16 protein-coding genes are annotated in these 19,716 nt (G+C 70.4%); 8 read left to right on the forward strand and 8 right to left on the reverse strand.

All coding sequences use genetic code 11. From position 1 onward, the window contains the following. Positions 1-6: 6 nt before the first annotated feature. A complete protein-coding gene (locus CEY15_RS03710) occupies positions 7-1,590 on the reverse strand; it encodes an FAD-binding protein (protein ID WP_095717360.1) in 1,584 nt (527 codons plus the stop codon). Between the two features lie 185 nt (positions 1,591-1,775). Between CEY15_RS03710 and CEY15_RS03715 the strand changes: the two genes are divergently transcribed. Beyond that, entirely contained in the window at positions 1,776-2,300 is a 525-nt protein-coding gene (locus CEY15_RS03715; protein ID WP_245847205.1) for a DUF3253 domain-containing protein, read from the forward strand. Between the two features lie 127 nt (positions 2,301-2,427). Further along, on the forward strand, positions 2,428-3,585 hold the full coding sequence (locus CEY15_RS03720; protein WP_031264480.1) for an acyl-CoA dehydrogenase family protein: 1,158 nt from the start codon (positions 2,428-2,430) through the stop codon (positions 3,583-3,585). A gap of 87 nt (positions 3,586-3,672) precedes the next feature. Here CEY15_RS03720 and CEY15_RS03725 read toward each other — a convergent pair whose 3' ends face one another. Beyond that, the gene (locus CEY15_RS03725) at positions 3,673-4,089 is read right to left on the reverse strand and encodes a cytochrome c oxidase subunit 4 (protein WP_031264481.1); all 417 of its coding nucleotides are present in this window, start codon (positions 4,087-4,089) and stop codon (positions 3,673-3,675) included. A 36-nt stretch (positions 4,090-4,125) separates the two neighbouring features. Continuing rightward, a complete protein-coding gene (gene ctaC, locus CEY15_RS03730) occupies positions 4,126-5,244 on the reverse strand; it encodes an aa3-type cytochrome oxidase subunit II (protein WP_095717362.1) in 1,119 nt (372 codons plus the stop codon). A gap of 227 nt (positions 5,245-5,471) precedes the next feature. Here ctaC and asnB point away from each other — a divergent pair, with 227 nt between their 5' ends. Continuing rightward, positions 5,472-7,397 carry an asparagine synthase (glutamine-hydrolyzing) gene (gene asnB / locus CEY15_RS03735; RefSeq protein ID WP_095717363.1) on the forward strand — a complete coding sequence of 642 codons (1,926 nt, stop codon included), beginning with the start codon at positions 5,472-5,474 and terminating at the stop codon, positions 7,395-7,397. Positions 7,398-7,575: 178 nt separating this feature from the next. Here asnB and CEY15_RS03740 read toward each other — a convergent pair whose 3' ends face one another. Further along, the gene (locus CEY15_RS03740) at positions 7,576-8,553 is read right to left on the reverse strand and encodes a carbohydrate kinase family protein (RefSeq protein WP_095717364.1); all 978 of its coding nucleotides are present in this window, start codon (positions 8,551-8,553) and stop codon (positions 7,576-7,578) included. A gap of 89 nt (positions 8,554-8,642) precedes the next feature. Continuing rightward, a complete protein-coding gene (locus CEY15_RS03745) occupies positions 8,643-9,005 on the reverse strand; it encodes a HesB/IscA family protein (RefSeq protein WP_095717365.1) in 363 nt (120 codons plus the stop codon). A gap of 167 nt (positions 9,006-9,172) precedes the next feature. On the opposite strand from CEY15_RS03745, the gene CEY15_RS03750 reads away from it, so the two are divergent. The 3 genes from CEY15_RS03750 to CEY15_RS03760 all read left to right on the forward strand — a co-directional run bounded on the left by CEY15_RS03750 (position 9,173) and on the right by CEY15_RS03760 (position 12,473). Further along, on the forward strand, positions 9,173-9,904 hold the full coding sequence (locus CEY15_RS03750) for a DUF3043 domain-containing protein (RefSeq protein WP_095717366.1): 732 nt from the start codon (positions 9,173-9,175) through the stop codon (positions 9,902-9,904). A 78-nt stretch (positions 9,905-9,982) separates the two neighbouring features. After that, positions 9,983-11,689 carry a nicotinate-nucleotide--dimethylbenzimidazole phosphoribosyltransferase gene (cobT, locus tag CEY15_RS03755; RefSeq protein ID WP_095717367.1) on the forward strand — a complete coding sequence of 569 codons (1,707 nt, stop codon included), beginning with the start codon at positions 9,983-9,985 and terminating at the stop codon, positions 11,687-11,689. A gap of 1 nt (position 11,690) precedes the next feature. After that, on the forward strand, positions 11,691-12,473 hold the full coding sequence (locus tag CEY15_RS03760) for an adenosylcobinamide-GDP ribazoletransferase (RefSeq protein ID WP_095717368.1): 783 nt from the start codon (positions 11,691-11,693) through the stop codon (positions 12,471-12,473). 51 nt (positions 12,474-12,524) lie between these two features. Here the strand turns inward: CEY15_RS03760 and CEY15_RS03765 are convergent, their stop codons facing one another. Next, complete coding sequence (locus CEY15_RS03765) at positions 12,525-13,616, reverse strand: branched-chain amino acid aminotransferase (RefSeq protein WP_095717369.1); 1,092 nt, start codon at positions 13,614-13,616, stop codon at positions 12,525-12,527. A 29-nt stretch (positions 13,617-13,645) separates the two neighbouring features. Beyond that, complete coding sequence (gene gcvT / locus CEY15_RS03770) at positions 13,646-14,758, reverse strand: glycine cleavage system aminomethyltransferase GcvT (RefSeq protein WP_095717370.1); 1,113 nt, start codon at positions 14,756-14,758, stop codon at positions 13,646-13,648. 142 nt (positions 14,759-14,900) lie between these two features. Between gcvT and CEY15_RS03775 the strand changes: the two genes are divergently transcribed. Further along, entirely contained in the window at positions 14,901-16,427 is a 1,527-nt protein-coding gene (locus tag CEY15_RS03775) for a leucyl aminopeptidase (protein WP_095717371.1), read from the forward strand. Positions 16,428-16,480: 53 nt separating this feature from the next. Here CEY15_RS03775 and CEY15_RS03780 read toward each other — a convergent pair whose 3' ends face one another. Beyond that, entirely contained in the window at positions 16,481-16,846 is a 366-nt protein-coding gene (locus CEY15_RS03780; protein WP_095717372.1) for an oxidoreductase, read from the reverse strand. 310 nt (positions 16,847-17,156) lie between these two features. On the opposite strand from CEY15_RS03780, the gene sucB reads away from it, so the two are divergent. Beyond that, positions 17,157-19,616: a 2-oxoglutarate dehydrogenase, E2 component, dihydrolipoamide succinyltransferase gene (gene sucB, locus CEY15_RS03790; protein ID WP_176475010.1), complete on the forward strand. Its 2,460-nt coding sequence runs from the start codon at positions 17,157-17,159 to the stop codon at positions 19,614-19,616. The last annotated feature ends 100 nt before the right edge of the window (positions 19,617-19,716 follow it).

Genomic DNA, 19,716 nt, shown 5'->3' on the forward strand with positions numbered 1-19,716 from the left:
GATGGTTCAGTGAGCGAGGGCGCCCGGATCCACTGCGAGCGTGTCACCGGCCATGTCGGCCACGGCCCGGAAGGCCATCGTCATGCCCGACCCCAGGGGCACCCCGGGGCCGGGGTACGCCTCGCCTGACACCGAGGCCGAGGAGTTGCCCGCGGCGTACAGACCCGGGATCGGTGCGCCGTCGGTATCCAGGACGGCCCCGTCGTGGTCGGTCACCGCGCCCCCCTTGGTGCCCAGATCCCCGAGCACGAGACGTACCGCGTGGAAGCGCTCGCCTTCGAGTGGCCGCAGGCACTCCTCCGGTGTAGACGCACCGAGGAAGAAGCGGCCATAGGGGTCCTCGCCCCGGCCGAAGTCCTCGTCCTTCCCCCGGGCGGCGAAACTGTTGTACCGGGCAACGCTCTCCCCCAGGACGACCTCGTCGACGCCGATGGCCTCCGCGAGCTCCGCGATCGATCCAGCGGTGTGCCAGAGCCCTGCCTGACGGTGCTGGTCGGGATCGGGGCCGGGGACGCAGATCGCCGGGTACCCGCCCGCTTCGGCGTCGTCGAAGACGAGCCAGAACTCCTCGCCGCCACCGTCGTCCATCCGAGCGTGCATACGCCGGCCCATCTGGTCGTACGGCAGGAGTTCGTTGGCGAATCGCCGACCGGTGCCGTCGACGATGATCCCGGAACGGACACCGAGCGTGAATGCGGCGTGGCCGTTCGGGAACAGCGTCGCCGGGCACCACCACGACTGGTCGAGCAGGTCCAGTCGGGCTCCGACCTGGTCGAACATGCGGACGGCGTCACCTGTACCGGTATCCGGATGGGATGCAGACCATGCGGCGGTCGGCATCCGCTGCCACCGACGCCGCAGATCCGTCGACCGCTCGAAGCCACCTGCGGCCACGAGCACACCGCGCCGTGCACCGATCGATCGCGACCCCGAGGCGTCGCGCACCTCGACCCCCACGACCCTCCCGCCGTCGTCGCGCAGGAGCCGCTGTGCCGCCGTCGACAGCCGGAGCTCCGCGGCCTCCATGGCGTCCAGCGCCAGCACGAGTCGGGCCACCCAGGCGCGGCCACCCTCCACTCTGGTGGGGTGCTCCGGGGCCCCGAACTGGTCCGAGGGGACCGAGGCGCGGATGTCGCCCACGCGCTCGCCCACCTCGTCGACAGTGATCGGTTTGGGATAGATGCTCCGGCCCGTCTGCTGGCGACCGGGTGCGTCGAAGTAGTCCGGGAACGCCTGGAACCGCATGGGGATCCCCAGGGTGTCCAGTAGATGGTCGACGACCATCGGGCCGGTGTTGAGGTACGCGTCTTGTAGGTCGGGGTCGGTCCGGTCGCCCACCACGGCACGGAAGTAGGTTCTGCCCGTCTGGACGGAGTCCTCCACCCCGTCGCGCGCGAGCACCCGGTTACCGGGCAACCACACCGCGCCTCCGGAGTACGCGGACGTGCCGCCGAAACGTTCCGTCTTCTCGACGAGGCACGTCGCCATGCCGCGGGACGCCGCCACGGCCGCCCCGAAGAGGGCCGCGACGCCTGAACCCACCACGACGACGTCGAACTCCGTCTCGCCCCTGCTGTCCTGCTCCCCCACGGGCTCTCCTCGTCTCGTCGTCTCCGGGCTTCCGATCCGGCAGTCGGCCACCGGCCCGCGCTTCTAGAACACGTTCCACAGTAGCGGGACGCCCCCTGTCCGCGGGGTGAACTACGCGGGGTGAACTACGCGGGGTGAACGACCGGACCTGTGACACCCTCACGGCGGGCGGGCATGATCGCGGTGTGACGAGCAACCAGGTCGACCACACCGATGACGGCCACTACATCGTGGTCAAGGGACGACGCTGGCGGGCCACCGATCCGTCGATCCCCGACGCGCTGAAGACCGAGTTGGTCTCGGCGCTCATGACCGGCCGCCGACTCGTGAAGTCCGACGGCGACGCCGCCCGGGTGATGGTGCACGATGCCAAGGTGGCCCTGGGCGAGCGTGGCGACCCCTGGTGGGAGCCCACCGAGCAGGGCACACGGGACCGGTTGGCCGCGACCATGCGGACACTTCTGCGCTCCCGGGGCGGGAGTTCGATCTGCCCCAGCGACGCCGCCCGTACTGTCGGCGGCGACGACTGGCGAGAGCTCATGGCGACAGCGCGGGAGGTCGCGCTGGACCTGCGAGCGGACGGGGTGGTCGCCGTGACCCAGCGGGGCGAGGTCGTCTCCGGCACCGATCTGCGTGGGCCCATCCGCATCATCGCCGGGGACACGCTCGACTTCCGGCCGGGCCCGGACGGCAGCGCCACAGCGACGTGAAGCTACCAGCGGGTAACCCGCGCCGTGCCGCCATCCACTGCCTTGTACGATCAGGGTCGGTAGGAGACATTCACCTCATCGGCCCGTCCCCCTCTCATGGCGGGTCGTCCAATGGAAAGGCACACCCTTGCGCCGCACAGTGTTCAACGAAGACCACGAGGCCTTCCGCCAGACAATCCGCGCCTTCATCGAAGCCGAGGTGTCCCCGCACTTCCAGGAGTGGTTCGACGCGGGCATGGTGCCCCGTGAGTTCTACTACAAGCTCGCCGACCTCGGCGTCTTCGGCATCAACGTCGACGAGGAGTACGGCGGAGCCGGGATCGACTCGCACAAGTTCGAGGCCATCCAGTCCGAGGAGACCGCCCGCGCCGGCGTGAACTTCGGCGGGTCGGGTGTTCACGTCCTGCTTGGCCTGCCCTACATCAAGGCTCTGGCAACCGACGAGCAGAAGCAGCGGTACCTGCCCAAGTTCGTCTCCGGTGAGGAGATGTGGGCCCTGGCCATGACCGAGCCGGGGACCGGTTCGGACCTGGCGGGAATGAAGAGCACCGCCAAGCTCTCCGAGGACGGCACCCATTACGTTCTCAACGGCGCCAAGACCTTCATCACCGGAGGTGTCCACGCCGACCGCGTGATCGTCTGCGCCCGGACCGCTCCCCCCCGGGAGGACGACCGTCGCTTCGGGATCTCTCTTCTGGCCGTCGACACCTCGCTCGAGGGTTACTCCGTGGGACGCAAGCTGGACAAGGTCGGCCTGAGGACCTCCGACACCGCGGAACTGGCCTTCAGCGACGTCAAGGTCCCGGTGGAGGACCTGCTCGGCGAGGAGAACCGTGGCTTCTACTACCTCGGGCAGAACCTGCCGTCCGAGCGCTGGGGTATCGCCTACGGGGCGTACGCCCAGGCCGCTGCCGCCGTCCGCTTCGCCAAGGAGTACACCCAGCAGCGCACGGTCTTCGGCAAGGAGGTGGCTTCGTTCCAGAACACCAAGTTCGAGCTGGCCGCCTGCCAGGCCAAGGTCGACGCCGCGCAGGCCGTCGCCGACCGGGCGCTCGAGGCACTCGACGAGGGAGAGCTGACCGCGGCAGAGGCCGCATCCGCCAAGCTGTTCTGCACCGAGATCGCGGCCGAGGTCATCGACCGTTGTCTCCAGCTGCACGGAGGCTACGGGTTCATCAACGAGTACCCGATCGCCCGACTGTACACGGACAACCGGGTCAACCGGATCTACGGCGGGACCAACGAGGTCATGAAGACCATCATCGCCAAGGACATGGGACTGTAGCTCCCCCCGCAGGGACTCGCCGGTACGACGAGGCCCCCACCGCGCGACGCGGTGGGGGCCTCTGACCGGTTTCCGGCCGGCGCCGGATCAGTGCTTCTCGCGACCCCAGTGGTACTCGAAGACCAGCGCACAGGCGGTGATGATCAACGCGGTCGCGCCCGCGAGCAGGACCCACCAGTTCCAGAACGCCGCGCCGAAGCCGGTGATCATCACCGAGGCGGCGACGAAGAACGGCCAGAAGCTGTGCGGGCTGAAGAATCCGAGCTCGCCGGCGCCGTCCGAGATCTCCGCCTCCTCGTAGTCCTCGGGGAGCGTGCTGATGCGTCGCGCCACGAACCGGAGGTACCCGCCGATCAACAGGCACAGACCGGCGGAGAGCACCAGCGAGGTTGCGCCCACCCATTCGATACCGGTTCGCGAGGTGCCCGTGAGGTAGGTGTACGCGACCGCCAGGATGGCGAGGAAGACCACCAGTCCGTCGAAGATTCTTACTGTTGCGTTCATCGTGCAGGAGCCCTTCGCGTGATACCGGGAGAGACGTTAGTTAGCGGACGCGTTCTCGATGATGTTGTTCTGGTCGCGGGTATCGCTGCGGCCGGTCTTGAACGGCGCCGTGGAGGTGGAGTAGGGCGCCTCACCGATCGACGCGAGCGCCTCGGCGTTGGACGCGGTCGGGTTGTCCTGGCGGAACTGGATGTACTCCGCGAAGGCCTCCGGCGACACCGCCCTGAGCTCGAAGTTCATCATCGCGTGGTAGGCGCCGCACATCTCGGCGCATCGACCGACGAACGCACCCTCACGCTCGATCTCGGCGATCTGGAACATGCTCAGCTGCTGGTTCTGGCCCGGGTGGGGCATCACGTCGAGCTTGTAGATGAACTCGGGGATCCAGAAGGAGTGGATCACGTCGGCAGCCGCCAGGCGGAACTCGATTCGGGTTCCGGTCGGGAGGACGAGCACCGGGACCTCTTCCGAGGTTCCGACGGTCTCGATGTTGTTGAAGTGCAGGTACGACTTGTCCTCCGCCAGGCGACCGTGGATCGGACCGCCTGCGGCGGGCTCACCGTGGTGGCCGCGGGCCATGCGCTCCTCGTCGGACAGCACGCCGGCCTCCTCGGCAGCACGCTGGGCCTCCTCGTTGGTGCCGTCCTCGATGGACACGCCGGCGACGTCGACCTTGTTGTACCCGAACTTCCAGTTCCACTGGAAGGCGGTGACGTCCACCTTGACGCCGACCTCCTCCTCCGGTCGGAGGTCGAGGACCTTGTTCTGCGTGATGACGGTGAAGTAGAAGAGCACCGAGATGATCACGAACGGCACCGCGGTGTAGACCAGCTCGAGCGGGACGTTGTAGGCGGTCTGGCGCGGGAACTCGCCGTCGTCGTTCTTCCTCTTGCGGTGGAAGGCCATCGTCCAGAAGATCAGGCCCCACACGAAGAATCCGACGATCAGAGACGTGATGACGGTGCCCGTCCAGAACTCCCTGATGGCGATGCCCTCGGGCGTGATCCCGTTCGGGAACCCGAAGTTCACGGTCTGGTTCCACCACTTGTTGTCGGTGTGGAGGCTGCAACCGGACAACACCAAGCCCACTGTGGCGAGCGACACCGCGAGTGCAGCCCTGCGCGTCCGACGACGCCCGTCACGCTGTTCCACCATCACGCCTTCCTGATCAGCGGCACCGACCACGTGGCCGGGACACTTAGGAATCGTAGACCACGGCTCTCAGTTTGGAGGCCGCGGGTCCCGGCATTTCACCCATCCCACCCCTCCGCCGTCCGGTGCCGTGGGCCCGAACCCCGGGACCAGTAGTATTCGAATCCATCGTGGCCCGCGGACGCGGGTTCTGCCCCACCCCCGACGACGATCGACGAGGTACCCGACGAATGTGTGGCCTGCTTGGTCTGCTCACCCCCGACGGCTCCGCCCGCACCCACGAGTCGAGGGTTCTGGACGCGATGGGGTGCCAGCGGCACCGTGGCCCGGACGAAGTGGGGACCTGGGTTGACGACGACCTGGCGTTCGGTTTCAACCGACTGTCGATCATCGACATCGCCCATTCACACCAGCCGCTGCGCTGGGGGCCTCCCGAGAGCCCCGATCGCTACGCACTGACCTTCAACGGCGAGATCTACAACTACGTCGAGCTCCGAGCGGAGCTCCGGGCGGGGTTCGACGCCGAGTTCCGCACCGAGGGTGACGGCGAGCCGATCGTGGTCTCCTTCCACCACTGGGGCCCCGCGGCCGTCCGCCGGCTCCGCGGGATGTTCGCCTTCGCGATCTGGGACACCGTCGAACGCACGCTGTTCGTCGCGCGCGACCCCTTCGGCATCAAGCCGCTCTACATGGCCAGCGGGCCCGGGGGCACCGCATTCGCGAGCGAGAAGAAGTCGATCACCGAGCTCGCCGGAGTGCTCGACGTCGACACGTCTCTCGACGCCCGCGCCCTGCAGCACTACGTCACCCTCCAGTACGTCCCGGAGGACGAGACGCTGACGCGCGGTGTCCGGCGGTTGGAGTCCGGATGCCACGCCACCCTCTCCCCCGGAACCGCCCCCGTGATCGAGCGGTACTTCGAGCCGACGTTCCCCGTGGCGCCCATCGCCGACGGTGACGCCGAGCGCCGCTACGAGGAGATCGCGGTGGCTCTGGAGGACTCCGTCGCCAAGCACATGCGTGCTGACGTCACCGTGGGGTCTTTCCTGTCCGGCGGTATCGACTCCACCGCCATCGCCGCCCTGGCGCGGCGTCACAACGAGAACCTCCTCACCTTCACCACCGGTTTCGAGCGGGAGGGCTACTCGGAGGTGGACGTGGCCGCGGAGTCCGCGGCGGCGATCGGTGTGGAGCACATCGTCAAGGTGGTCTCGCCGGAGGAGTTCGCCGCCGCGATCCCGGAGATCATCTGGTACCTCGACGAGCCCGTCGCCGATCCGGCGCTGGTGCCCCTGTACTTCGTCGCCCGCGAAGCCCGCAAGCACGTCAAGGTGGTGCTGTCCGGCGAGGGGGCCGATGAGCTCTTCGGCGGGTACACCATCTACAAGGAGCCGCTGTCCCTGGCGCCGTTCGAGAAGGTACCCGGCGGCCTGCGCCGGGCCCTCGGGCGGGTGAGCGCCCGAATCCCCGAGGGCACCCGCGGCAAGAGCCTGTTGCACCGCGGATCCATGACCCTCGAGGACCGCTACTACGGCAACGCGCGCTCGTTCTCGGAGGACCAGGTCCGCTCGGTCCTCACCGACTACCGGGCCGAATGGGGCCACCAGGACGTCACGGGCCCCATCTACGAGCGTTCGCGCGGCTGGGACCCCGTCGCCCGCATGCAGCACCTGGACCTGTTCACGTGGCTGCGCGGCGACATCCTGGTCAAGGCCGACCGGATGACCATGGCCAACTCGCTCGAGCTGCGCGTGCCGTTCCTCGACCGCGAGGTCTACGAGGTGGCCTCCCGCCTGCCGTACACGGAGAAGGTCGCTCACGGGACCACCAAGTACGCGCTCCGCAAGGCGCTCGAGCGGATCGTGCCGGCGCACGTGCTGCACCGGAAGAAGCTCGGCTTCCCGGTCCCGACCCGGCACTGGCTGGCCGGACCGGAGCTGCACGACTGGGCGCGCGCGCAGGTCCTGGCCTCGGGCACCGACGAGTTCGTGGACAAGGCCGCCGTGATGCGCATGCTCGACGAGCACCGACGTGGCGAGTCCGACCACAGCCGCCGGATCTGGACGATGCTGTGCTTCATGATCTGGCACGGCATCTTCGTGGAGGGGCGCATCACCCCGGACATCGAACAGCGGGACTACCCCGTGCGCCTCTAGCCCGAGCCGACCCCGCGGCCAGCCGGATCCGCACTCGAGCCCCCGCAGGCCCGACCCATCGAGAAGAGCGTTCCGCACACACCCTCTCGGGGAATGCGTGCGGAACGCTCTTCTCGTCGGGGGTTGGTCGCTGGTGGGTCGTTTGACGCCGGCTCGGCGGTGAGCGACCCGGGCGAGATCAGGCGGGCAGCAGCGCCGCGAGCTCCTCGGCGGCCTCGTCCCCGTAGGCATCGGCGAGTCGCCGGCGCGCAGCGGCGGGGTCGATGCTCCACTCCTGGGTCCCGGTGGTCTCCAGCACGTGGGTGGCGACGAGGGCCCCGAACTGGGCGGAACGCTCGAGCGAGAACCCGTCGACCACCCCGGCGAGGAAGCCGGCGCGGAACGCGTCCCCGACGCCTGTGGGGTCGAGCAGGGTGTCCGCGGGGACGACGCCCACCTCGAGGGGCTCGGCGCCCTTCTCCACGATGATCACGCTCTTGCCGCCGCGGGTGGTGATGCGGGTGCCGACCCTGTCGTCCAGTTCCGCCGCCGTCCACCCGGTCTTGTTCAGCAGCAACTCGTACTCGTACTCGTTGGTGAACAGGTACCGGGCGCCGTCGACCAGCGCCGCGGCGGCCTCACCGTCGAGGAACGCCAACTGCTGAGAGGGGTCGGCCGCGAAGTCCAGGCCGAGTTCGCGGCACTCCGCGGTGTGGGAGTTCATCGCGGTCGGGTCGTTGGCGCCGATGAGCACGATCTCCGGGCGGCCGATGCGGTCGACCAGGCGGGCCAGCGAGATGGTGGCCGCCTCCCCCATCGCTCCCGGGTAGAACGAGGCGAGCTGCGCCATGTCGGAGTCGGTGGTGCACACGAACCGCGCGGTGTGGAGCGCGGAACTGATGTGGACCGCCGAGGTGTCGACCCCGTGCCTCTCCAGCCAGTCGCGGTATTCCGCGAAGTCCTCTCCGGCGGCGCCGACCAGGTGAGGACGGCGGCCGAGCACCCCGAGCGCGAACGCGATGTTGCCACCCACCCCGCCGCGCCGGATCTGGAGGGAGTCCACCAGGAAGCTCAGCGAGACGTGCGCCAGCTGGTCGGCCAGGAGCTGCTCGGAGAACCTGCCCGAGAAGGTCATGAGGTGGTCGGTGGCGATGGAACCCGTGATGACTACTGACATGCTCCAGACAGTAGACGACCCGGGCCGACACGCTGTCGGTCCGGGTCGTCGGTGCCCCGGGGCTCGGCCCGGGAACTGCCCTGGTGAACTCAGTTGAACGAGTCACCGCAGGCGCACGACCCGGTGGCCTGGGGGTTGTCGATGGTGAAACCCTGCTTCTCGATGGTGTCGACGAAGTCGATCGACGCACCGGTCAGGTAGGGCACGCTCATCCGGTCGACGGCGAGCTTGATGCCGCCGAAGTCGTCGACGACGTCGCCGTCGAGCGAACGGTCGTCGAAGAAGAGCTGGTAGCGCAGGCCAGCACATCCGCCCGGCTGGACGGCGATGCGCAGAGCCAGGTCGTCGCGACCTTCCTGGTCGAGGAGCGCCTTGGCCTTCGAGGCGGCGGCGTCGGTGAGCAGCACACCCGTGGCGGTGGTCTCCGTGGAGGTGTTCTCCGCAGTGGTCATGTCGGTTCTCCTTGCGATCCGAGAGGGTCTTCGGTGGCGTCCTACGGTGGTGCAACGTCCACCGGGGAGGTCTCTATTCCCCGGACGCCGCGTCGCCTGACACGATACGCCTGCGGGGAGTGACGGGTGAATGTCCTCGGCCCGGCCCGATCGCCTAGCCTGGGTACGTGAAGTTGCGTGCATTCGGCTCCAGTAAAGACGACTCCGGCAAGAGTTCCGCAGGTACCGACTCCGGTGCGGAGTCCTCTTCCGGCGTCACGCCGACCGATACCGGGGCCGGGGCCGCGACCGGTACCGCGTCTCCGGCGCGGGACGCCCGGCGACCCGCGGGCAAGGGCAAGCCCACCCCCAGGCGGAGGGACCAGGAGCGCGCGCGGGGTCTGCGGACCGGGCCCGTCACGGCGCCCGTCACCCGCAAGGAGGCCAAGGAGCGGCGGAAGGCCGCCCGGGCGAACATGTCCAGAGACGAGCGCAGAGCGTCCAAGGCCGAGGAGCGGGCCGCCCGTGAGGAGCGCCGTCAGCTCATGATGGCCGGCGACGACCGTTACGTCCTCTCGCGCGACCGCGGCGAGGTCCGTCGCTTCGCCCGCGACTGGGTGGACACCCACCGGCGCCTGATCAACTTCTTCATGCCGCTCGCGCTGTTCGTGATCATCTTCCAGCTCATACCGAATCCCGCGTTGATGTTCTACAGCCAGAACCTGTTCCTCATCCTCATCGTCGTCGTGGTGGTGGACGGCATCCTGCTCGGACGCAAGGTCAACAGTGTCGTCCGCGAGCGGTTCCCGGACACCGACGACACCGGCTTCGGCATGGGGTGGTACGCGGTGATGCGGGCGACCCAGCCCCGGATGCTCCGCACCCCACGACCGAGGGTCCGTCCCGGCGACTCCATCTGACCCACTGCTGACCTGAGGGAGGGCTGGTCCCACCGACAGCCGTCCTCACCGACGAACCACGGAAGGCCTCCGAACGCCATGCGCATGCTCGTCCTCGGCGGCACCCGCTCGGGCAAGTCCGCCCACGCCGAGTCGGTCGCCGCAGCCACCGGTGCGGGCGTGGTGTACGTGGCCACCGCGCGACCGGATCACGACGATGCGGAGATGACCGCCAGGATCACCGCACACCGGGACCGCAGACCCTCCGACTGGTCCACCGAGGAGACCGACGAGATCGCGAGGGTGCTCGCCGGGCATCCGGATGACACGGTCCTCGTCGACGACCTCGGAGGCTGGCTGACCCGCAGGATGGACGCCACCCTCGGATGGTCCGACGGCGGGGCGGCCGTGGCCGGTGAGGTCGACTCGTTGGTCTCGGCGGTCGCCGCCCACACCGGTTCGCTGATCCTCGTGTCCCCCGAGGTCGGCCTCGGGGTCGTGCCCGACTCGCTCTCCGGGCGCCTCTTCTCGGATCTGCTCGGTGCGCTCAACCGGCGGCTGGCCGACGTGTGCGACTCGGCCGTCCTCGTCGTCGCCGGGCGGGTCCTGACGCTCTCCGACGCCGGGGGCCCCGCCGCGCAGCGGGTGACCGAGCCGCCACCCGCTCCGGACGCCCGGGCCGGGGCAGAGAAGGTGGTCGCCGCGGCGGTCGCACCGGGGCCGGAGGATTTCCCCGGTCTCGGGGACATCGAGCACTACGACGACCCCGTGTCGTTCCCCCCTGTCCACCCGCCCTCCTACACCGTCGCCGACGAGGCCCGAGCCCGGCAGCTGGAGCTGACCAAGCCGTCGGGTTCGCTCGGTCGGCTGGAGGAGATCGGGGTGTGGATCTCGGCGTGCCAGGAGACGTGCCCGCCCCGCCCTCTCGAGAGAGCCCGGGTCGTGGTCTTCGCCGGCGACCACGGTGTGGCCACGAACGGGGTCTCCGCCTTCCCGCAGGAGGTCACCCTGCAGATGGCCGACAACATCGTGGGCGGTGGTGCGGCCGTGTCCGTTCTCGCCCGCGCGGCGCGGGCGACGGTGAGGGTGGCCGACCTGTCCATGGCCGCGGAACGCCCCGGAGGGTTGGACGACCACAAGATCCGACGCTCCAGCGGGTCGATCGATCGCGAGGACGCGCTGAGCCACGACGAGGTCCGGGCCGCGATCGCGGCCGGCCGCCGGATCGCCGACGAGGAGGTCGACTCGGGTGCGGATCTGCTCATCGCGGGCGACCTCGGTATCGGCAACACCACGCCGGCGACTGTGATCACCTGCCTCGTCACCGGTCGCGAGCCGGTCGAGTTGGTCGGCCGTGGCACCGGGATCGACGACGTCGGGTGGATGCGCAAGACCGCCGCGATCCGTGACGCGATGTTCCGGGCCTCCGGTGACCTCCGTGACCCGGTGGGCATGCTCCGCCGGGTCGCGGGCGCCGACCTCGCGGCGATGGCGGGGTTCCTCGCCCAGGCCGCGGTCCGCAAGACCCCCTGCATCCTCGACGGGTCGGTGGTCACGGCGGCGGCACTGCTCGCCGAGGCCCTGGCACCCGGGGCACGCCAGTGGTGGGTCGCCGGTCACCGGAGCGCCGAGCCGGCCCATTCCGCCGCGCTGACCTACCTCTCGCTCGAGCCGATCCTCGACCACTCCATGCGCCTGGGCGAGGGCAGCGGGGCCGTCGCCGCGCTACCCACGGTCCACGCCGCGATCGCGGTCCTCACGGAGATGGCGACCTTCGCCGACGCCGGGGTCAGCGGCAAGGCCTGACATGGTCGACCCGGTCCGCCTCGCACTGTCCTGGATGACGGTGCTCCCCGTCGGTGGTGCGGGCCGGCCCGCGGGGCCGGGCCCGTCCGAGGCCGGTCGGGCGATGACCGCCCTGCCGGTGGTCGGGCTCGTCTGCGGGGTGGTCGCCACCGCCACCGCCCACGGGGCACACGTGCTCGGGGCGGGCCCCGTCCTCTCCGGGGTGGTGGGGGTCGCCGCGGTGCTGGCGTTGACCCGCGCGATGCACGTGGACGCGCTGGCGGACACCGCGGACGGGCTGGGGTCGTACGCCGGGCCCGAGCGGGCGCTGGAGATCATGCGATCCGGGACGATGGGTCCGATGGGCGGCGCGGTCCTGGTCCTCGTCCTGCTCGCCGAGGTCGCCGCTCTCGGCGCGCTGGTCGCCTCGGGCGCGTGGCTGGCCCCGATCGCGGCCTTCGTCCTGTCCCGTTGCCTGCCGGTGGTGCAGCTGCGACGGGGCGTCCCCGCGGCGACCACGTCGGGCTTCGGCGCCCTGGTGGCCGGGTCGCAGTCCCGGACGGCGGTGGTGGCGGTCGGTCTGGTCTGCGTCGCGGCCGGCGCCGGTCTGGCCGGGGCGCAAGGCGCGGGATCCTGGTTGGCTCCGCTCATCGGAGCGGCGATGGGCCTGGCCCTCTACGCCGCCGCCGCGGGCTTCGCACGCCATGCCGTCCGTCGGCTCGGCGGCGTCAACGGCGACATCCTGGGCGCGGGGATCGAGGCGGGCACGGCCGCGGCCCTCGTCGTCGCCGTCATCCTGGCCTGACACGCGTCACGGAGAGACCCGCGCGGACGCGGCCCCGGTGCGTCGATCCGGTCAGGCGAGAGTGGTCATCCACCCGAAGGTGTCCTCCACGGATCCGCGCTGGATCCCGGTGAGGGTCTCGCGCAGACGCATGGTGATCTCACCGGGGCCGCCGTCGCCGACGGTGTAGCCGCCCCCGCTGTGCCGGACGGACCCGACGGGCGTGATCACGGCCGCGGTCCCGCAGGCGAACACCTCGGTGATCTCCCCGGAGGCCACCCCGGCCTCCCACTCCTCCACCGAGACCTTCCGCTCGGTGACGGGATGACCGAGGTGCCGCGCGAGGCGGATGAGGCTGTCGCGTGTCACGCCGGGCAGGAGCGAACCGGACAGCTCCGGGGTGACGATCTCCGCCGACTCGCCGGTGCCGAGGATGAAGAACAGGTTCATCCCGCCCATCTCCTCGACGTACCTGCGCTCGATGGCGTCCAGCCACACCACCTGGTCGCATCCCTCGCCGGCGGCCTGCTCCTGCGCCCGCAGCGACGCCGCGTAGTTCCCCCCGAACTTCGCCGCGCCGGTTCCGCCCGGGCTGGCCCTCACGTATTCGGTGCTCAGCCACACGCTCACCGGGGCCACTCCACGCGAGAAGTAGGCGCCCGCGGGAGAGGCGATGACCGAGTAGAGGTACTCGTCCGCAGGGCGCACACCCAGGCCGGTCTCCGTCGCGATCATGAAAGGCCGCAGGTAGAGGGCCTCCTCCCCGCCAGCGGCGGGAACCCAGTCGCGGTCGATCGCCACGATCTGCCGCAGGGACTCCATGAAGAGCTCCTCGGGCAGCGTCGGCATGGCCAGACGCTGCGCGGACCGGTTGAAGCGCGCCGCGTTCTGCTCCGGCCGGAAGGAGGCGATGGAGTCGTCGGCCTGCCGGTACGCCTTGAGACCCTCGAAGATCGTCTGGGCGTAGTGCAGGACCACGGCGGAGGGGTCGATCGACAGCGGGGCGTAGGCCTCGACCGTCGGGGTACCCCAGGACCCGTCGGAGTACGGAAGGGTGACCATGTGGTCGGTGAAGTGCTTGCCGAAGCCGGGAGCCGCGAGGATGGCTTCGCGCTCGGCGGCCGTCTTCGGGGTGGCCGAAGGGCGGATGTCGAACTGGGACATGTCGTCTCGCTTAGGTGAGAAGGGGCGGGTCAGCGGGTGCGGATCTCGACGAGCGGGGGTACCGCGAGGCGGCACGGTACCTCTCGCCCCCGTACGTCGACGACGACCTCGTCGCCCTTCTTGAGCCCGGAGTCCAGCTCGACGAACGCGAGCCCGATCCCCGTCTTCAGGGTCGGCGAGAACGTGCCGGAGCTGGTGACGCCCACGTCGCGTCCGCCGGCCCGCACGGTCTGGCCGGCGCGCAGCACCCCGCGGCCCGTGACCTCGAGTGCGTACATGCGCCGGGCGGGCCCGGCCTCCTTCTGACGCACCAGCTCGTCGCGCCCCCAGAAGGACGGCTTGTCCCAACCGATGGCCCACGCGCAGCGGGCTTCGAGCGGGGAGAGGTCGAGGGCCAGCTCGTGCCCGTGCAGCGGGTAGCCGGCCTCGGTGCGCAACGAGTCGCGGGCACCCAGACCACACAGCGCGCCCTCGCGCGCGAGGACCTGCTCGGCGAGCGCGTCCCAGACGGGACCGGCCTGGTCCCAGGCGGGCAGGACCTCGAAGCCGTACTCGCCGGTGTACCCGGTGCGGCAGACCCGGACGGGCTGCCCGTTCCAGTCGGCGTCGACGAAGGCCATGTAGTCCAGGTCGACGGGCAGGCCGACCGCGGTGAGGACCTCACCGGCGAGCGGGCCCTGCACGGCGATCACGGCGCGGGAGCGGTGCTGATCGGTGACGTCGACCTCGGGCGCCCGCTCCGCCGCCGCGGCCTGCATCCGTCGCACCACCTCGGCGGTGTTGGCGGCGTTGGGGATCAGGAAGATCTCCTCGTCGGAGACGCGGTAGGCGATGAGGTCATCGACGACTCCCCCGGACTCGTCGCAGCACAGCGTGTACTGCGCACTGCCCGCCGAGATGCGGTCGAGGTCGTTGGTGACACACGTGTTGACTAACTCGGCGGCGCCGGGGCCGGTCACGAGCGCCTTGCCGAGGTGGCTGACGTCGAACAGTCCGACCGCGGTGCGGGTGGCGGTGTGCTCGGCGACCGTGCCCGTGTACTGCACGGGCATCGACCAGCCACCGAAGGGGGCGAACGTGGCACCGGCCTCCACGTGACGAGAGTGCAGCGGCCCCTCGAAGAGGTCCCCGGTGTCTGTCATGTCGCCACTCCTCGCGCTCCTTGGTACGGCTGTGCCCCCACGGTAGTCGATAGACTATGGTGCCCCGGCCCTGGCGGTCACGCCACGTCGTCAGGGCACCCGACACGTCCCGTACGTCCACGCCGAACGCCAGGAGTGCTTCATGCCCACCGCGCAGTCGATCCTCACCCACAGCCCGGACCTCGCCGTGATCGAGGCCGTCACGACACCTGTCGAGTCCGAGGTGGTCGTGGTCGGTATCGCCGCGGACGCGGGGTCGGGCGAGGGCGGAGGGACGAAAGCGGCCCCCGTCGTCGTCGCCCCGGGTCTCGACGGCGATTCGACCGCGGCGCTCGCGGACCTGGCCCACTCCGTCGGCGCCTCCACCAAGGTCGGGTCCACCACCCGCGTCCCGGCACCGGCGGGCGTCCCGGGACGGTCCGTGGTGCTCGTCGGCCTCGGATCCTCTGACGACGAGGTCGGTGACGAGACGCTGCGCCGGGCGGCCGGCGCCGCCGCGCGCGCGTGCCGCGGCCTGGGCGCCGCGCTGGTCCTGCTCGACCCCGGGCGCGCCGAGGCCGTCGCGTTGGGGGCGGCGCTGGGATCGTTCCGGCCGGCCAAGGTCACCGCGAAGGATGACGGCGACGACGAGAAGGCGGACTCCGTGAAGGTGCTGGTCGCGGAGGGCGGCGAGGACGCCGTGACCCGCGCGGCCACGATCGCGGAGTGCGTCAGCCTGGCTCGAGACCTGGTCAACACCCCGCCCAACCTGCTCTTCCCCGGCTCCTTCGCGGACCGTGCGGCCGATCTCGCTGCCGGCGCGGGCCTCGAGGTGGAGGTCCTGGACGAGTCCGCTCTCGCGGAGGGCGGCTTCGGCGGCATCCTGGCGGTGGGCGGAGGGTCCTCCCGCGGTCCGCGACTGGTCCGTCTCACCCACCGCGGGGCCGAGGGTCGACCCACGGTCGCGTTGGTCGGAAAGGGCGTCACGTTCGACACCGGCGGCATCTCCATCAAGCCGGCCGCGGGGATGGAGCAGATGACCATGGACATGGGCGGAGCGGCCGCCGTCGTCGCGACCGTCATCCTCGCCGCCCGACTCGGGCTGGACCTCACCGTGGTGGCCACCGTCCCGATGGCCGAGAACATGCCGTCGTCCACGGCGTACCGCCCCGGTGACGTGCTCACCATGTACGGCGGGACGACGGTGGAGGTGCAGAACACCGACGCCGAGGGCCGACTCATCCTCGCCGACGCCATCGTCAGGGCCTGCGAGGACTCGCCCTCGCACCTCATCGACACCGCGACGCTCACCGGCGCACAGATGGTGGCCCTGGGCAAGAAGACCCCCGGCGTCATGGGCACCGAGGACTTCCGGGACCGGGTGGCCGGACTCAGCCGCGAGGTCGGCGAGGGCGGCTGGCCGATGCCGCTGCCGGAGGAACTGCGTGACGGGCTCGACTCCGAGGTCGCGGATCTGACCAACGTCACCCCGCACCGTTGGGGGGGCATGCTCTCCGCGGGCCTGTTCCTCTCCGAGTTCGTCGCCGAGGGCGTCGAGTGGGTCCACATCGACGTGGCCGGCCCGGCCTACAACGACGGCGGTGCCGAGGGGTACCTGCCCAAGGGGGGGACCGGGGTCCCCGTGCGGACGATGCTCGCCGCGCTCGAGGACATCGCCTCCGCCGGCTGACACCGGCTCCCCCGGCAGACGACACCGCGGCCGGCCGACCCGATCGTCGAGGGTCAGCTCCCGTCGGCTCCGCGCATCTGCTCGCGGAGCCGGCGGGCCCTCTCCTTGCGCTCGCGCGAGATCCGGACCTCCTCGAAGAGCCGCATCCGGTCCGGGTAGCCGGTCTCCATGGCGTCGTACAGGGGGATCCCCAGCTCGTCGGCGAGCTTGCGCGCGGTGGCGACATCCCCCACCGGGCGTCGCGTCCACTCGCCGTCGAAGGCGACCAGGAGAAGCCCGGGCACCGACACGAGCGTCTCGGGCTCGAGGTACGCCTCGACCCCCACCCTGGTCTCGCACCACGACCGGAAGTGGGCGAGGTCAGCGGGATCCGCCGGGATCCGGGTCTGCCGCCGCCGGAATAGATCGCGGATCGCCACTGTCGGACTCCTCCCGTCGGCCCCCCGTCCGGGGTGGGGCCGTCTGTGACATCCGATCGTACCGAGCGCCAGCACCGGTGATGGCGTGGACGCCGGCCGGTTCAGGCGGCCGCTGACGCCGGGATCGGGGCGTCCGACGACACCGGCAGGTGGCACAGGGCACAATGGTGTGCGATCGTCCGGGCGGACCGCCACAGCGGTTCTCTCCCGGGTCGACGCAGAACTGACAGCTCACCACCATGTCGCCGCTCACGCGGGCGCGGATCGCGCCGGCGGGCAGCGCCCACAACTCTTGAGGAGTCACGACACCATGGCCTTCTCCGTACAGATGCCGGCTCTCGGTGAATCCGTGAGCGAGGGCACCGTCACCCGCTGGCTCAAGAAGGAGGGGGACACGGTCGAGGTCGACGAGCCGTTGCTCGAGGTCTCCACCGACAAGGTCGACACCGAGATCCCGTCGCCCGCAGCGGGCACCCTGTCCAAGATCGTCGCCGACGAGGACGAGACCATCGAGATCGGCGGCGAGCTCGCGATCATCGACGACGGTTCCGGTGGATCCGACGACGACTCGGACGACGACGCCGCCGGCGGTGACGACTCCGCCGACGAGTCCTCCGACAACGTCGACCAGGGCGGCGACGAGGCGGACGAGCCCGCGCCCAGCGCGTCCTCCGGCGCCACGGACTCCGAGAAGAAGGGCTCCGGCGGCACGGGCACCGAGGTCACCATGCCCGAACTCGGCGAATCCGTCACCGAGGGCACCATCACCAACTGGCTCAAGGCCGTCGGCGACACCGTCGAGGTCGACGAGCCCCTGCTCGAGGTCTCCACCGACAAGGTCGACACCGAGATCCCCTCCCCCGTCGCCGGCACCATCCAGAAGATCGTCGCCGACGAGGACGAGACCGTCGAGGTCGGCGCGGTCCTCGCCGTCATCGGAGACGCAGACGCCTCCGACCAGGACGACCACCCCGAGGACGGCGACGAGACGGACGCCGACGCCGCCGGCGGTGACGACTCCGCCGACGAGCCCTCCGACAGCGTCGATCAGGGCGGCGACGAGGCAGACGAGCCCGCGCCCAGCGCGTCCTCCGGCGCCACGGACTCCGAGAAGAAGGGCTCCGGCGGCACGGGCACCGAGGTCACCATGCCCGAACTCGGCGAATCCGTCACCGAGGGCACCATCACCAACTGGCTCAAGGCCGTCGGCGACACCGTCGAGGTCGACGAGCCCCTGCTCGAGGTCTCCACCGACAAGGTCGACACCGAGATCCCCTCCCCCGTCGCCGGCACCATCCAGAAGATCGTCGCCGACGAGGACGAGACCGTCGAGGTCGGCGCGGTCCTCGCCGTCATCGGAGACGCAGACGCCTCCGACCAGGACGACCACCCCGAGGACGAGGGCACCTCCGACGCCGCGGAGTCCGCCCGGCCGGACGACGCCCCCGCCCAGGCGGAAGGTGACGCCACCGATGCGGCCGGCGCCGCCGAGCAGGACGACGCGGCCGGCGACACCCCGGAGACCGAGAAGAAGGCCGCGGACAAGGCTGCGGCGAAGGCCGAGAAGTCCACGGGGTCCGATGACGTCGCGACGGCGTCGGGTGCCCACGGTGAGCGGGCCGAACCGGCGCAGGCCGCCAAGTCCGGCACGTCGCCGTCCGCCACGCCGTTGGTACGCACGCTCGCCGAGGAGAAGGGTGTCGACCTCGACACCGTCGAGGGTTCCGGGGCGAGTGGGCGCATCCGTAAACAGGACGTTCTCGCCGCGGCCGGGGACAAGGGCGGCGACAGCGGCGCCGACACGGCCGGGGCCCCGGCCGACGCCGCTGACTCGTCGACCGGGTCCTCCCCCTACGTCACGCCGCTCGTGCGCAAACTCGCGCAGGAACACGGCGTGGACCTCGATTCCGTCAAGGGCACCGGGATCGGTGGGCGCATCCGTAAGCAGGACGTCCTCGCCGCGGCCGAGGGAGGCGCCGACGGCGGCGCGGAGAAGAAGGCCCCAGCGGGTGGCCCGTCCACGGCCGGGGTCCGGCCCGACCTCGCCAAATTGCGCGGGACAACCAAGAAGGCCAACCGGATCCGCAAGATCACCGCCAAGAAGACCCGCGAGTCGCTCCAGACCAGCGCACAGCTCACCCAGGTCTTCGAGGTGGACATGAGCCGCGTCGCGCAGCTGAGGGCGCGGACGAAGAGCCAGTTCGCCGACACGCACGGCGTCAAGCTCACCTACCTGCCGTTCTACGCCAAGGCGGTGGTCGAGGCGCTGGTCTCGCACCCGAACGTCAACGCGTCGTACGACGAGGACAGCAACGAGATCACGTACCACGGGTCCGTGAACCTCGGTATCGCCGTGGACACCGAGGCCGGGCTGCTCTCACCGGTCATCCGCGATGCCCAGGACCTGGACATCCCCGGGCTCGCCAAGGCGATCATCGACCTGGCGGAGCGGGCGCGGGCCTCCAAGCTCACCCCGGACGACCTCCAGGGCGGGACCTTCACCATCACCAACATCGGGAGCGAGGGCGCGTTGTTCGACACCCCGATCCTCGTGCCGCCCCAGGCGGCGATGCTGGGCACCGGTGCGATCGTGCGGCGCCCCGTGGTGGATGTGGACGACGACGGCGAGTCGATCGCCATCAGGTCGATGGGGTACCTCCCCCTGACCTACGATCACCGCCTCATCGACGGCGCCGACGCAGGCCGCTTCCTCACCACGGTCAAGGACCGTCTCCAGAGGGCCGAGTTCGAGGGGGATCTCGCACTGTAGGTCCCGACCGCCGACGGACGGGCGCCCTCCCCCGGGAGGGCGCCCGTCCTCGTCGTCAGGGCCATCCCGCCTAGGAGACTGCTGAACAAAGTGGGTGTCC

Origin of the sequence: Dietzia natronolimnaea (genome assembly GCF_002289575.1) — a bacterium.
Lineage (GTDB): Bacteria > Actinomycetota > Actinomycetes > Mycobacteriales > Mycobacteriaceae > Dietzia > Dietzia natronolimnaea_A.

Excerpts from the sequence above, each read along its gene's own strand:
- sucB (WP_176475010.1), top strand. The coding sequence starts at position 17,157 with ATGGCCTTCTCCGTACAGATGCCGGCTCTCGGTGAATCCGTGAGCGAG.
- CEY15_RS03740 (WP_095717364.1), bottom strand. The coding sequence starts at position 8,553 with ATGTCAGTAGTCATCACGGGTTCCATCGCCACCGACCACCTCATGACC.
- CEY15_RS03775 (WP_095717371.1), top strand. The coding sequence starts at position 14,901 with ATGCCCACCGCGCAGTCGATCCTCACCCACAGCCCGGACCTCGCCGTG.
- CEY15_RS03760 (WP_095717368.1), top strand. The coding sequence starts at position 11,691 with ATGGTCGACCCGGTCCGCCTCGCACTGTCCTGGATGACGGTGCTCCCC.
- CEY15_RS03745 (WP_095717365.1), bottom strand. The coding sequence starts at position 9,005 with ATGACCACTGCGGAGAACACCTCCACGGAGACCACCGCCACGGGTGTG.
- CEY15_RS03725 (WP_031264481.1), bottom strand. The coding sequence starts at position 4,089 with ATGAACGCAACAGTAAGAATCTTCGACGGACTGGTGGTCTTCCTCGCC.
- asnB (WP_095717363.1), top strand. The coding sequence starts at position 5,472 with ATGTGTGGCCTGCTTGGTCTGCTCACCCCCGACGGCTCCGCCCGCACC.
- cobT (WP_095717367.1), top strand. The coding sequence starts at position 9,983 with ATGCGCATGCTCGTCCTCGGCGGCACCCGCTCGGGCAAGTCCGCCCAC.
- CEY15_RS03765 (WP_095717369.1), bottom strand. The coding sequence starts at position 13,616 with ATGTCCCAGTTCGACATCCGCCCTTCGGCCACCCCGAAGACGGCCGCC.
- ctaC (WP_095717362.1), bottom strand. The coding sequence starts at position 5,244 with ATGGTGGAACAGCGTGACGGGCGTCGTCGGACGCGCAGGGCTGCACTC.
- gcvT (WP_095717370.1), bottom strand. The coding sequence starts at position 14,758 with ATGACAGACACCGGGGACCTCTTCGAGGGGCCGCTGCACTCTCGTCAC.